Genomic DNA, 13,590 nt, shown 5'->3' on the forward strand with positions numbered 1-13,590 from the left:
GCAAAAAGGGATAGTCCTCGCTCCCGTTGTACGATTGGGGGAACAGCGTGGTTAGTGTACTACTGTTAGTTGGATTGTTCGTCGCCGTGTTCGTCGGCTACAACATCGGCGGTTCCTCGACCGGGGTCGCGTTCGGTCCCGCGGTCGGAAGTAGAATCATCGGGAAGGTCGGAGCGGCGGCACTCTTCACGGGCTTTGCGCTCTGGGGTGGTTGGACGGTCGGGAGGAACGTGATCGAGACGATGAGCAACGGTATCGTCCCGGCCAGTCAGTTCACGCTGGGGACGAGCATCGTCGTCCTCTTTTTCGCCGGGTTTGCGCTGCTCATCTCGAACCTGTTCGGCGTCCCTGCGTCGACGTCGATGACGGCCGTCGGCGGCACGTCGGGTTGGGGTTGGCGACGAACTCGCTCAACGAATCGCTGATGTTCACCATCGTTTCGGCCTGGATCGTCGCACCGCTCTCGGCGTTTCTCATCGGGTTGATCGTCGGCCGCTATCTCTATCCGTATCTCGACGCCCACTTCTCGTTCTCGCGAATCGAGGGTGGGCTGATTACGTTCGACCGCTCGGGGTCGATTCCGCGACCCGAACTGGGCAGTGGCGTCGGTGGGCGCGAGGCTGGCGGTGCGGCCTCGGTGCTCATCATCGCCTGCTACATGGGGTTCAGTGCGGGTGCGTCGAACGCGGCGAACGCCGTCGCACCGCTCATCGGGAACGGATCGATCACGGCGAGTCAGGGAATCCTGCTGGCTATCGGTGCGATCGGTCTCGGTGGCTTTACCATCGCTCGGCGGACGCTCGACACCATCAGCGACGGGATCACGGATCTACCGATCCTGGCGGCGCTCATCGTCTCGCTCATCGGTGCGACCATCATCACGATCCTTTCACGGCTCGGCATTCCGGCGAGCCTCGCGGTCAGCACCACCTCGTGTATCATCGGCCTCGGATGGGGACGAGCGAGCAGAGCGGTGACGGTCGCCGAGGTCGCGGATGCCGCGATACAGGGGGAACAAACGCCCGTCGCCGAGCTTTCATCGGGTGCACTGATCGCCGAGACGAGCGAAACCGAGGTGCCGCCCGGTCCGACGATCGGCGAGATGGCGGAGGGGGAAACACCCGAACCGCCCGCGGCGCGGGACGGCGGCGAACCCGGCCAGGTCGCGCCCATCGGTGAGGAGAGCGTCGAGGAACTGGCCGCGGAGAACTTGTTCGACCCGGCGGCGACGAGTCGTATCGTCCTTCTCTGGGTTCTCTCGCCGACGCTTTCGGCAGTCGGGTCGTTCCTCATCTTCGAGTTCATCCTGCACACCTGATGGGTTTTGTTCTGTGCGACCGATGGGTTCGTTTTTACGCGGTTCCTGATTGGGACAGAGAAAATCGTTTTACCTCCCTTCTGTCGTCTCGTGTTCCATGAGCGAACACGTTCTCGTTCCGCTCGATGGTTCGCCCAAATCGATAGAAGCGTTCGAGTACGCACTCGAAATACCTGACGCGGAACTCACCCTTATCACCGTCGTCAATCCGTTCGACATCGATCCGTTGTCACCGGGATACCAGTCACCGCTCGGCAAAGCCGGGATGCCCGCTTACTCACAGGAATGGTATCAGAAGGAGTGGGACAGCGCCCACGAACTCCACGACGGACTACGGGAAAAAGCGGACGACGTTCCGATCGAAAGCGTCGTCAAGATGGGACAGCCCGCCCGTCAAATTCTTACCTACGCGCGCGAGAACGATATCGACCACATCGTCATCGGAACCCACGGACGGGACGACATCTCGCACATCCTCCTCGGGTCCGTCGCCGACAGGGTGATGCGCCGTGCGCCGATGATGGTGACGGTCGTTCGCTGAGGTCGTTTGGGTTTCGGTGACGAAAAGAGCGGGAGTGACGACGCCGGGTCGGACTCCGTCGCTTCCACGTCCTGCCCTCCTCGACTCCACCAGCGATGGCCGCAAACGACGCGCTCACCCGTCACGTCTCCACTGATCGAACCGAACGCCACGCCGACGACGGTACTTCCGAAGCCCACTGACTCACCATTTTCACGCCCGCTTGACTTGCTATCATATCCCATCGATGGCGTGTAACGATCCTCATACGTTTACTTAATAGACATATATCTATTTACTCGGACGAAATTTTTGTCCCGATTTCGGTTATAGTGAGCTCCTACTGGATTAGTATTCTCATCAGGTAGCTCATAACGAAATGTGAATCGCTGTTTTACCAGGATGCGCTATGCGAGGAAACAACCGCTCTCTCGACAACGTCAAACGCAGAGGTTATTTGAAAGGAATCGCGGCTGCCGGTATCACTGCCGGTGCTGTTAGCAGGGTCCCCGGTGTGGCGAACGCCGTATCGGGCGACACCGTTCACGCGGACGGGGATAACGTCTATCTCATCTTCGGCGTGGACACCAGCTCGACGGACCTCGAATCGTGGCTCGCGGATCACAAGGGCGACGTGCATTCGAGTTCACAGACGTCCTCATCGGATGTCATCCAGTATCAGGACGTTTCCCAGTTGAACGTCAACCAGCAGCAGAAGGCGGTCGCAATTTCGATCGACGGTGGGAACGCCAGCGCGATTCAGCGCACCTACCAGCACAACAAGAACGAGCAGGTGGGGAAAGCGTGGTCGATCAACGCGAGCGCTGAAGAAAAACAGCGGACGTTCACCGACCTCAAGGACGTGTACATCGTCTTCGCACACGAGACGGAGTCACGCGACTTCTCCGGTTGGGTCGTCAGCGACCACGAGTACGAAAGCGAACAGCACGCGGAAGCCGAGATCGATCAGGAACAGGACGTCGAACAGGCCAACATCAGCAGCCAGAACTTCGCGATCGCTCTCGCCGAGGACAGCAGCTACGCCCGGTCGTACCAGCGAAGCTTCCAGATCAACAAGAACGTTCAGGACGCCGAAGCCCTCGCGGCGAACGTCGGCGACGGCGACGACCAGAGCGCCGACTCGTCCGTCGATCAGTCACAGGAAGTCGACCAACTGAACTACAACCAACAGGGCGTCGCCGTCGCAGTCGCCGTCGGCGACACCAGCAAGGCGAAAGCGTGGCAGGTGAGTTGTCAGTTCAACCGGAACCAGCAGATAGCGAGCGCCGCTGCGCTGAACTTCGACCCGAAACTCGTCGACGAGTTCATGGCGACGGCCAACATGACCGGCGACTACTCGGACTCGGACGTGAAATGCGGCTCGGACGGGTCGGCGCAGGCGAACGAGCAGGGTGCTGAATCCAACATCGATCAGTTCCAAGCCGTCAGCCAGCTCAACAGGAGCTCCCAGAAAGCCGCGGTCGCTATCGCGCTCAGTAACAGCGAATCGAAGGCCACGCAGGCGAGCTACCAGGGCAACTTCAACGCACAGATCGCGTCGGCGACCTCCGTCAACGTCGACGACGGCTGGTACAAGCTCGACGGCGTGACCAAGGGTACGGACGCGAAGGGCGACGGTTCGTGGGCAGTCGCCTACGACAACGGCGGCAAACAGGTCAACGAACAGACCGCCCTCTCCGAAGTCGAGCAGGAACAGTACATCAGACAGCTGAACGTGAACGAACAGAACAGCGCCGTCGCCTTCTCCGCGAACGACGGGACCGCGACGGCGGAACAGCTGAACTACCAGCGAAACGAAAACGTCCAGTACGCCGAATCGAATTCCGGCAACGAGAACGACCAGGACGACCCGAACGACGACTGCAAGGACGGCGAGAAACGCCACCACCACGACGACGATTGCCGCGACGGGAAGAAGCGCCACCACAAGCGCAAACACCACAAAAAGTGCGACTGAACCGACCCCGGTTCAGTCGACTCCGCCATAGGTAACGCTGACATTCGTCTCCGCCACGACGCTTCATTCGCCTCCGTGATCGTTTTCTTTCCGTTATTTTCCCAGACCCCTAGTGACGACACTCTTCCCGTCCGAAATCAGAAATCGCCGAGGTTCGACTGGCCGCCGTTCGACCCCGCCATCGTCGCGGCTTTGTCGAGCGCGTTCTCGAACGTGGACTCCTGACTCCGGTCGTAGAGCGTGGCCGCCGGGTGTAGACAGATGAGCACGTCCCGTTTTGCCCCGCCGAGTTCGACGGCTTCTATCGATCCTGCTTCGTTCGTCACGGCCACGTCCCTGTCGAGGACGTGCTGACTCGGTACCTTCCCGAGCGTGACGATGACCTCTGGATCGACGAGTTCGATTTCCCGCTCCAGATACTCCCAGCAGTTCCCGAGTTCCTCCTTCGTCGGGTCGCGGTTCTCCGGCGGCCGACAGCGCACGCAGTTGGTGATTCGAACGTCCGCCCGCGACAGCCCCCTGTCGCGGAGTTTCTCGTCCAGCACCGACCCGCTCCGACCGACGAACGGTTCGCCTCCCTCGTCTTCCCGTGCGCCGGTGCTTCCCCGATGAACAACACGTCCGCGTCCTCCGGGCCGACTCCGTTGACGATTTGGCTCCGACACTCGACCAGCGCCGAACAGCGCGTACAGTCGGTGACGTTCAAGCCATCCATCGTTCCCATGCTCGCTCGAACGAACGGGACACACTAAGTAACCTCGGCCTACGCCGCCACAAGCGCGCGGAGAACGGGAGTGGACGCTCCGTACTCGTCACTTTCGACGACGGTTACGAGATGGTGGGATTCTTGCGAGATGGTGTGAATCGGTACTCGCCGATGGTTTTCTTACTCCAGTTGAGCGACGCCGACGTACACTAGCACGGAGTAGACGAACAGTCCCACGAGAAGCGCGAAGGCGAGGAACATCGTCGGTGCGGAGAGGTAACGGGCGGTTCGGTAGGAGAGCAGGAGTCGTCCGAAGCCGAGCAGAACGAAACTGACGATAGTGAGCGCGAACGCGCCGAGGCCGAGCAACGTGAACGTTCGCTTTCGCATCGGTTCGTACGTGTTTTTCGGGGGCTATAGCGGTGTCGTTCACGGTTCGGGGTTCGCAGGACGGAAGAGGTAGCTGTGCCGGACGTCGGCGTCGTAACAGAGCGTCCCGTCGGGTAGTCGCCATAGCCGCCACGCCATGTAGCAGTCGCCCACCCCGCCCGAGGTGTTGACGAGGAGGGCGAGATAGGCCACTAGCGCGATGGGAATCGGCGCGGCGAGCAGGGGAATCCCCACGACGGTCACGACGACGAGCGGAGCGACTCCGGTGAGCAGGTTGTCTCGACGCGTGACGAACTGGTCGAACGCAGCGGTGTAGAGCGCCGGGACGCTTGCAGCGAACCCGAAGGAGACGCGGTAACCAAGCAGTCGAAAGACGACCCCGTGAATCGCTTCGTGGATGACGAACGTACCGATCACCGTGAGGAACGCGACGACCAGTTCGACGAGGCCGAAGGTGATCGAACCGCCTTCTGGCCGTCCCTGAAACACCCAGAGGATCGCACCGAACCCGACGACGGAACCGACGAGGGCGAGGACCGAGGCGACCCCCAGGAATCCCGACGGGTAGGTGAACGGTTCGGGCGGTCGATATCCGGCGGGGGTGTCCGGCGCGCTCATTGTGCTGGAATGGCGGTCGGTGGCCTTCGTCCTTTCGTGACGGCCGTGGACGGCGACGGTCGACCCCATCGATTCGGTGGAATTATGTCGAAAAGACGACCGTCTTCACGCATGGCCGACCCCGATTCCGAATCCGCTCCGGACTCTGGCCTCGCGGCGATACGTCGAAAGCTGAATTGGCTCACCGCGGCGGTTATCCTCCTGTTCGTCATCGAAATCTCCCGCTTCGTCGTCGGTACCGTTTCCATATCCGGGAACGGATCGACGCTTATCGTCCTCCTCGGCGGCGGGATTGTCGCCCTCGCGGCACTGCTCGTGCGTCTCACTCCGAAATACGAATGAGTTCGAACGGTTGACTCCTCACCCTGTGACATCGATTCGCACGATCTGCAAAGGTTGCCGTAACTATTGGTTATAAAATTCTGGGGAAATATGCGTACTACACATGAGCAACGACCAGCCCCGGTTCGATACTCGGAGCGTTCATGCGGGGCAACGTCCGGACCCCGCGACAGGGGCGGTTGCGCCCCCACTCTATCAAACCACGTCCTATGCGTTCGAAACCGCCGACTACGCCGCCGAACTGTACGCGCTGGAGCGGGACGGCCACATTTATTCCCGCCTGAGCAACCCGACCGTCGAGATGCTGGAGGACCGCATCGCCTCGCTCGAAGGCGGAACGGGTGCGGTCGCCACCGCGAGCGGCATGGCCGCGTTGGACTCCCTGACGCTGGTCCTCGCCGAAGCGGGTGACAACGTCGTCCTCTCCACCGACACCTACGGCGGCACCACGGCCTACTTCTCTCACACCGCGTCCCGCCGGGGAATCGACGCCCGTCTGGTGGACACGCTCGATTACGAGGCGTACGAGGAGCAAATCGACGACGACACGGCGTTCGTCCACGTCGAAACGGTCGGCAACCCGTCGCTCGTCACGCCGGATTTCGAACGCGTGGCCGACATCGCCCACGAACACGGCGTTCCGCTGGTCGTGGACAACACCTTCGCCACCCCTGCGCTGTGTCGCCCGCTCGAACACGGCGCGGACGCGGTCTGGGAGTCGACGACGAAGTGGCTCCACGGGAGCGGAACGACGGTCGGCGGCGTCCTCGTGGACGGCGGCGACTTCGACTGGGACGCGGACGATTACCCCGAAATCGGCGGCGAGAACCCCGCGTATCACAGCGTGAACTTCTCCGAGGACTTCTCCGACGCGCCGCTCGCCGCCGCCGCCAGACTCCGTTCGGTTCGAAGCCTCGGTAACCAGCAATCCCCGTTCGACGCGTGGCAGACCCTACAGGGACTCGAAACCCTCCCGCTTCGAATGGACCGCCACTGCGAGAACGCCGCCGTCGTCGCGGAGTACCTCGCCGACCACGAGGACGTGTCGTGGGTCGCCTACCCCGGCCTCGACGACCACCGCACGCACGACAACGCGGAGCGGTATCTGTCGGGTGGATTCGGCGGTATGATCGCCTTCGGCCTCGGCGAGTTTGAGGCCAGCAAGACGTTCTGCGAGGACGTCGAACTCGCCTCCTTCCTCGCCAACATCGGGGACGCGAAGACGCTCGTGATTCACCCCGCGAGCACGACGCACGCACAACTCTCGCCCGACGAACAGCGCGCGGCGGGCGTCACCCGCGACCTGATTCGACTCTCCGTGGGCATCGAGGACCCGGCCGACATCCTCGCCGACATCGACGCGGCAATCGAGACGGCGACAACGACACGAACGGAGGAACCGACACGATGACCGATTCGGGAACCTCGTCGGCCGACGGAATTTCGAACGGATCGTCACGCTCGCTCGGTTCGTTCGAGTTCGAGTGCGGCGAGCGCCTTCCCGAACTCGAAGTCGCGTACGAAACCCACGGCGAGTTCACTGGCGACAACGCCGTCCTCGTCTGCCATGCGCTGACCGGAAGCCACCGCGTCACCGGGGCGGTGGACGGACAGGGCGAAGGCTGGTGGGACGAGGTCGTCGGCCCGGGCAAACCCATCGACACCCACGAACAGTTCGTCATCGCCGCGAACGTCCCCGGATCGTGCTACGGAACCACCGGCCCGACGAGCACGAACCCGGAGACGGGCGAACCGTACGGTTCCGACTTCCCGACCGTCACCGTCGGCGACTGGACGCGCGCCCAGCGCCGACTGCTCGACGACCTCGGCATCGACCGACTTCGCGCGGTCATCGGCGGGAGCGTCGGCGGCATGAACGCCCTCGAATGGGTGAAGCGATACCCGGACCGCGTCGAGCGCGTGATTCCCGTCGCCACGGCGGCGCGCCTCGACCCGCAACTGCTCGGTCTATCGGCGGTCGCACGCCGAGCGATCACGTCCGACCCCGTCTGGCAGGGTGGCGATTACTACCCTGACCATCCCGATTCCGGCCTCGCGTTGGCTCGCCAACTGGGTCACATCACTTACCTCTCGAAGGAATCGATGGACGAGAAGTTCGGCCGGGACCTCGCCGATTGTCGGCCCCGGTCGTTCCCGTCCAGCGTCGGGGAGAACGACGGCCAAACCGCCGACTTCGCGGCCGACTCCTACCGCGACGTCGAGAGTTATCTCGACTATCAAGCACAAAAGTTCGTCAAACGATTCGACGCCAACAGTTATCTCCACCTCACGAACGCCATGGAGAACTACGACCTCGCCGGAGACTGTGATTCGGACGCCGAAGCCCTCTCGAAGTTCGACGGGGAAGCGCTCGTGGTTTCGTTTTCCGGCGACTGGCACTTCACGGTCGAACAGTCCGACCACCTCGCGGACGCGTTTCGACGCGCCGGTGTCGAAGTCACGCACCGCTCCCTCCACAGCAACCACGGCCACGACGCCTTTCTCGCCGAACCCGAACTCGTCGGCCCGCCGATTCGGCGATTCCTGTCGAACGACGCCGGACGGTTCGCGCCGGTTCACGCCAGTCTGTTCGCACAGTGAGTCGAATCCGATTTTCCGCCGTCTCTCCCTTGTGACCCCGACGCGGGCCGCATCGCGTCGGCCGTGGCACTCATTAACATTCGTGTCGTCCAACGTTCGGGATGGGAAATCGACCGTCGCGGCCGCTCGTCGCACTCGTCGTGGTTTCGCTCGCCCTCGGTAGCGTCGCGTTGGTTCCGAACGTGACCGCGCAGACGCAGGATACGCAAACGCAGGGTACGCAGGTGGGGGGTACGCAAACGCAGGCGGGAGGACGGACCGCGACCTGTGATTTCCCCGCGCTCTACGACCGGAGCATCAACTCGGTCGTCTCCGTCGGCGTCCGAACGCCGCGCGGCGCTGGCGAAGGCTCGGGGTTCGTCTACGAACGCTCGGGTTCGACGGGTTACATCGTCACGAACAACCACGTCGTCGCCGGTGCAACTCGTCTTCGCGTCCAGTTCAATCGCGGACAGATGCGCGATGCGGAAGTCGTCGGCACCGCACCGAAGCGCGACCTCGCGGTACTGGGGGTTCGAAACGTTCCGTCCTACGTTGATACTCTCCCGATCGCAAAAGGAGAGGCCGAACCCGGGCAAGCCGTCGCCGCACTCGGAAGCCCGCTCGGCTTGCAGGGAACCATCACGGAGGGCGTCGTCAGCGGGGTGAATCGGACGCTGCCGTCGCGCCACGGGGCGACGATTTCAGGCGTCGTCCAGACCGACGCGGCCATCAACCCGGGTAACAGCGGCGGCCCGCTCGTAAGCTGTGAGGGCAGGGTCGTCGGCGTCAACACCGCCGGAATCGTCGGCGGGGAGAACCTCGGCTTCGCAATCTCGTCGCGGATGCTCCGAAAGACGGTGCCGCCGCTCGTCCGTGACGCCCGAAAAAATCAGTCCGAAATCTCGATGCGGTCACCGTCGTCGGTTTCCGTCTCGGCGATGGGGAGTCTGACTTCGAGGACGCCGTTGCGGTAGGTCGCCTCGATGCCGTCCTTTTCGACCGACTTGGGCAGGGTCACGCGTTCCGAGAGTTCGCGGGCACGGTTGAAGTCGTCACCCGACACCTCGTGTTTTCCGGCGACAGTCAGCGCGTCGTCGTTGAATGAGACTTCGATTTCCTCCTTCTCGAATCCGGGGAGGTCGGCCACGAGGATGAATTCACCGTCGTGCTCTTTCAGGTCCAAGTGCGTGCCGCCGTGGGAGTGGCCTTGTAGGTCCTGCCGCAGGTCGCTCACGCCCCACATGCGGGCGCGCATCTGTTCGAACATTCGGTCCATGTCCTCGAAGGGAGTGTATCGTTCCATGACAATCACCGAATGTATTAGACGCTCGCTGAGATATTAAAGATAGCGAGATACGGAATATCACGCGTCTCTGGACTTCTACTACAACATCTCCGATTCAGATATCGATCAGATAGCGTTCTTATCGACCAACACGTCGTGCAGTTCGTTCATGTGCGTGACGATGGTATCACAGGCGGGTGCGACGGCCGGTTTGGGGTCGAAGCCGACGGCCAATCCGGCGACTTCGAGCATCGGCAGGTCGTTCGCGCCGTCGCCGATAGCGATGGTGTTCACCATATCCACGCCCAGTTCCTCGGCGAGCGACCTGAGCGCCTTGTCCTTCGTCCCCTCGATGAGCGGGCCCTCGGTTTCTCCCGTGAGTTTCGTGCCGTCGTCCACGACTCGGTTGGCGACGATGGTGTCCACCGACACGCCCTCGCGGTCGAGCGCGACTTTGACGCCGCGTTCGAACCCTCCCGTGAGGATGGCGACGTGGGTTTCCTTGTCGGCCAAATCGTCGAGGATGTCGGCCGCGCCGGGTCGGAGCGTCACCTCCGAAAACGCGTCGGCGGACTTCTCCAGCGACAACCCTTCGAGGAGGGAGACCCGGTCGCGGAGGCTCTTCGCGTAGCTGATTTCGTCGTTCATCGCACGAGCGGTGATGTCGGCCATCTCGTCGGCCGCACCGACCTGTTTCCCGAGCAGGACCGTCATCTCCGAATCCGAAAGCGTTCCGTCGAAGTCGAACGCGACTAGCTTCATTCGAATCGAGGTTCGCGCTTTTGGTTGTTAAAGGAGTGTGGTCGTCGTGGAAATTGCCACGGTCTACTGCCCGAACGGCTTACCGTCCCAATCTCACCAACGTCATCAGTTCCCGCGCATCGTCCAACTTCTTCCGTCGCATCTGCTCGCCGATACTCGGTGAATCCAGTCCCTCCAACGCGTTGTACGCCCGGTCGATGCCCCGGATGCTCTCGACCAGTTGCTCGCCCTCTACGTACGAAATGTCGTCCCGTTCTATCCGGTGTTTTCGTTCGAGGCGTTCCCGCTTGAGTTGCCGTTTCACCTCCTCGATACGGTCGCGTTCGCCGTCCGGAATCGTTTCGAGTCGTTTGCACTCGAAGACGAACGCGTTCAGGTCGACGGTCGTTCCTTGGATGGTGATCTTCTCGGGGATTCTCTTCCCGATGGTTCCCGAGGGGCGGTCGACTTCGTCGAGGAGTCGCTCCCGCTGTCGCTCGTTCATATCTCGTCTTCACCTGACAGCAAGATAGGGGTTCGGAGCACGGACATACTCCAAAATATCTGACAAACACCCACGATTTATTTTCCAACCGGACGACGTTCGAACGATGAGCGACGAGGTACCGAGTTCGACCGAACTCCTCGGACGGGTCGATAACGCGACCCGGTTCGAAATCCTGCGGTCGCTGGCGAACGCGTGCCACGAGTCGCCGCCCGACCCGTGGCTCGAATACTCCGAACTCCGCGATGCGGTCTCCATCCGCGACAAGGGTAACTTCAACTACCACCTCGACCGACTCGGTGACCTCATCGAGAAGGGACCGGCCGGATACTGCATCTCGTCCTTCGGCATGCAGGTCGTTTCGGCCATCGCGTCCGGCACCCTCGACCCGGATTGGACGTGGGGTCCGATCGATGCGCCCGGCGAGTGCGTCTTCTGTGGCGATTCGGTGACCTTCCGCTACGAAGACGGTGCGCTCCGTCTCTCGTGCGGAACGGACGACCACACGCTGTTGCTTCCGGGTTCGCCGAGTTTGCTCGATACGGGACCGGAGGAAACCATCGTCGAGCGTATCGCGCTCTCGTCGTACCACGAGTTCGCACTGACCTACCGCGGTATCTGTCCCGGATGCGAAGGGTACGTCGACGGGACCATTCATCGTGACGACGTACGACCGGAGCATTACCACTACCACGCAGACTGCCCGCGGTGTGGATTCCAATCCGGGTTTCCGGTCGGAATCATCGCCCTCTTCCATCCGGACGTAATCTCGTTCTTCGCCGAACACGGAACGGACGTTCGCTCGACGCCGTTCTGGACGCTGGACTTCTGTCGTCCCGGACACGAAACGGTGCTGTCTACGGACCCCCTCCGCTTCCGCGTCGACGTGACCAAGGGGGACGAGACGCTCTCGGTCGTGCTGAACGACGGGGAGGACCGTTGTTTCTGAACCCACCCCCTTCGATACACGTCCCTGGCGACAAACACCAAGAGCTATAACATATCTGTCGAGATATGTGGCTACATCTGAATGAGTTCCGATAGTGACATTCCGATAGACCCTGACGGTTCCTCGGGACCGAGCATCCCCGATATCGATCTTCGAAGCATCTTCGGCAACACCCTCCTCATCGTCCTCGTCATCCTTCTCATCGCCGCTCCGGTGGTCGGATTTCTCTCGTGGACGCCCACTGATGAGGGGAACGTTCAAGTCGTGAAAAAGTGGGGTGCGGCGACGGGAACGGTGTTCGAACCGGGTGCCCACTTCATCAATCCGGTTTCACAGGACACCGTGTCGCTCTCCACGCGCCCGCAGTCCTACACGATGTCCAGCCAACAGGGCGAAGGGAGCAAGTCCGATACCGACGACTCCATCACCGTCCTGACGGAGGACGGACTCCGCGTGGACATCGACATCACCGTCCGGTATCGCGTGGATGCGGGACAGGCCGTGAAGTTCTACAAGAACTATCGGACGCTCGGGTCCGCGGAACAGCGACTCATCCGGCCGAGCATTCGGTCCGTCCTCCGAACCGAGGCGGGTGCCCTCCCGGTGACCGAAATCTACACCGGAAAGGGCCAAACGAAGCTGAAACAGACCGCACAGAGCGCCCTGAAGAAGGATTTCAGCCGTGACGGCCTCATCCTCGAAGCGGTTCAGATTCGGAAGGTCAACCTGCCCAAACAGTACGAGCAGGCGGTCGAACAGAAGGAGATCACGAAACAACGCCGCCAGCAGAAGGAGAACGAACTCGAAGTCGAGAAACTCGAAGCCGACCGGAAGAAAATAGAGGCGAACGGTGAGGCGGAAGCGAACCAGATATTGAGTCAATCGCTCGACCAGAAAGTCCTCACGCAGCAGTACATCGACAAACTGGACGACACCGATACGGTGTACATCCCGGTCGGCGACGGCGGTTACCCGCAGTTCGTGCGGAACATCGGCGGGTCGAACGACGATTCGCCGTCGGGAACGACCAACAACTCGACGAACGCGTCGGCCTGATGACGGACGACGCCACGACCCGATTGGCGAAGTGGGTCCTCGTCGCGGTCGGATTCGCCTCGCTCGCGGTGCTCCTCGGCGTCGTCGTCAGGTCGTTCGTGAGTTGGAAGGCCCTCCTCCTCTCTCTCGTCGTTCTCGTCCCGGCGGCGCTGCTGTCATATCGCCTCAGTCGGGCGGAACGCGCCTACGACCGAGGTCGGTACGGCATCGGCCGCCGCGTCGTGGCGGAGCGAACCTCGCTCGGCGACGAGGAGTGCGACGTCTGTGGCACCCACGGAGGGAACGGCGTTCGGCGGCGGTTCGTGAAGGAACTCGTCGTCGATGGCGTTCCGGTCGCGTTAGTCGAAAGCGGTTACAACGACTACTGTCGGGAGTGTTTCGCTGCCGAATCCACGAGGGTCGTAGCCGACCGGAACGATGAGAATCGTGAGGACGGAGAACCGGCCGAACCTGTCGGGAAGCGTGAAAGAGACGATCCCGAACGGTCCACATCGAGCGGACACGAACGAAGCGAATAACCTTCCTGACCGCGATTATGGTCCAAATTGCCAATATTTTTTCAAAAGTGAAAATAAGAAAATAAATTGGCAATCTTCGCT

Annotated in this window: 14 protein-coding genes and 2 pseudogenes; 10 read left to right on the forward strand and 6 right to left on the reverse strand. The window is 61.8% G+C overall.

All coding sequences use genetic code 11. From position 1 onward, the window contains the following. The first annotated feature begins 47 nt into the window (after positions 1-47). The 3 genes and pseudogenes from A4G99_RS05785 to A4G99_RS05795 all read left to right on the forward strand — a co-directional run bounded on the left by A4G99_RS05785 (position 48) and on the right by A4G99_RS05795 (position 3,816). Positions 48-1,318: pseudogene (locus A4G99_RS05785) on the forward strand (inorganic phosphate transporter). A gap of 97 nt (positions 1,319-1,415) precedes the next feature. Further along, positions 1,416-1,859, forward strand: a complete 444-nt coding sequence (locus tag A4G99_RS05790; protein ID WP_066140605.1) for a universal stress protein — start codon at positions 1,416-1,418, stop codon at positions 1,857-1,859. 436 nt (positions 1,860-2,295) lie between these two features. After that, positions 2,296-3,816, forward strand: a complete 1,521-nt coding sequence (locus A4G99_RS05795) for a hypothetical protein (RefSeq protein ID WP_223301736.1) — start codon at positions 2,296-2,298, stop codon at positions 3,814-3,816. Between the two features lie 137 nt (positions 3,817-3,953). Here the strand turns inward: A4G99_RS05795 and A4G99_RS05800 are convergent. The 3 genes and pseudogenes from A4G99_RS05800 to A4G99_RS05810 form a co-directional block, all read right to left on the reverse strand. Then, positions 3,954-4,540, reverse strand: a pseudogene (locus A4G99_RS05800) (uracil-DNA glycosylase family protein). Between the two features lie 162 nt (positions 4,541-4,702). Next, complete coding sequence (locus tag A4G99_RS05805) at positions 4,703-4,912, reverse strand: hypothetical protein (RefSeq protein WP_066140611.1); 210 nt, start codon at positions 4,910-4,912, stop codon at positions 4,703-4,705. A gap of 39 nt (positions 4,913-4,951) precedes the next feature. Further along, positions 4,952-5,530, reverse strand: coding sequence for a DUF3267 domain-containing protein (locus A4G99_RS05810; protein WP_066142362.1), 579 nt, complete (start codon positions 5,528-5,530; stop codon positions 4,952-4,954). Positions 5,531-5,641: 111 nt separating this feature from the next. On the opposite strand from A4G99_RS05810, the gene A4G99_RS05815 reads away from it, so the two are divergent. From A4G99_RS05815 to A4G99_RS05830, 4 genes are all read left to right on the forward strand, one after another. Next, positions 5,642-5,872 (forward strand): hypothetical protein, encoded by a 231-nt coding sequence (locus A4G99_RS05815; RefSeq protein ID WP_066140614.1) that lies wholly within the window; start codon positions 5,642-5,644, stop codon positions 5,870-5,872. Between the two features lie 103 nt (positions 5,873-5,975). Next, on the forward strand, positions 5,976-7,283 hold the full coding sequence (locus tag A4G99_RS05820) for an O-acetylhomoserine aminocarboxypropyltransferase/cysteine synthase family protein (protein ID WP_066140617.1): 1,308 nt from the start codon (positions 5,976-5,978) through the stop codon (positions 7,281-7,283). After that, positions 7,280-8,473 carry a homoserine O-acetyltransferase gene (metX, locus tag A4G99_RS05825; protein WP_066140620.1) on the forward strand — a complete coding sequence of 398 codons (1,194 nt, stop codon included), beginning with the start codon at positions 7,280-7,282 and terminating at the stop codon, positions 8,471-8,473. Before A4G99_RS05820 ends, metX begins: the two co-directional genes overlap by 4 nt. A gap of 101 nt (positions 8,474-8,574) precedes the next feature. Next, positions 8,575-9,429, forward strand: a complete 855-nt coding sequence (locus A4G99_RS05830; protein ID WP_066140623.1) for a S1C family serine protease — start codon at positions 8,575-8,577, stop codon at positions 9,427-9,429. Here A4G99_RS05830 and A4G99_RS05835 read toward each other — a convergent pair. The 3 genes from A4G99_RS05835 to A4G99_RS05845 form a co-directional block, all read right to left on the reverse strand. Further along, a complete protein-coding gene (locus A4G99_RS05835) occupies positions 9,345-9,758 on the reverse strand; it encodes an Hsp20/alpha crystallin family protein (RefSeq protein WP_066140626.1) in 414 nt (137 codons plus the stop codon). The genes A4G99_RS05830 and A4G99_RS05835 overlap by 85 nt on opposite strands. Before the next feature lie 108 nt (positions 9,759-9,866). Beyond that, complete coding sequence (gene serB / locus A4G99_RS05840) at positions 9,867-10,502, reverse strand: phosphoserine phosphatase SerB (RefSeq protein ID WP_066140629.1); 636 nt, start codon at positions 10,500-10,502, stop codon at positions 9,867-9,869. A gap of 79 nt (positions 10,503-10,581) precedes the next feature. After that, positions 10,582-10,986, reverse strand: coding sequence for a DUF5788 family protein (locus A4G99_RS05845; protein ID WP_066140632.1), 405 nt, complete (start codon positions 10,984-10,986; stop codon positions 10,582-10,584). Positions 10,987-11,092: 106 nt separating this feature from the next. Between A4G99_RS05845 and A4G99_RS05850 the strand changes: the two genes are divergently transcribed. The 3 genes from A4G99_RS05850 (at position 11,093) to A4G99_RS05860 (ending at position 13,509) form a co-directional block, all read left to right on the forward strand. After that, entirely contained in the window at positions 11,093-11,935 is an 843-nt protein-coding gene (locus A4G99_RS05850; protein WP_066140635.1) for a hypothetical protein, read from the forward strand. Between the two features lie 81 nt (positions 11,936-12,016). Beyond that, on the forward strand, positions 12,017-12,991 hold the full coding sequence (locus tag A4G99_RS05855; protein WP_066140637.1) for a prohibitin family protein: 975 nt from the start codon (positions 12,017-12,019) through the stop codon (positions 12,989-12,991). Then, complete coding sequence (locus tag A4G99_RS05860) at positions 12,991-13,509, forward strand: hypothetical protein (protein ID WP_066140640.1); 519 nt, start codon at positions 12,991-12,993, stop codon at positions 13,507-13,509. The genes A4G99_RS05855 and A4G99_RS05860 overlap by 1 nt, the downstream gene beginning before the upstream one ends. Positions 13,510-13,590 lie beyond the last annotated feature (81 nt).

Source organism: Haladaptatus sp. R4, from assembly GCF_001625445.1.
In the GTDB taxonomy this organism is placed as follows: Archaea; Halobacteriota; Halobacteria; order Halobacteriales; family Haladaptataceae; genus Haladaptatus.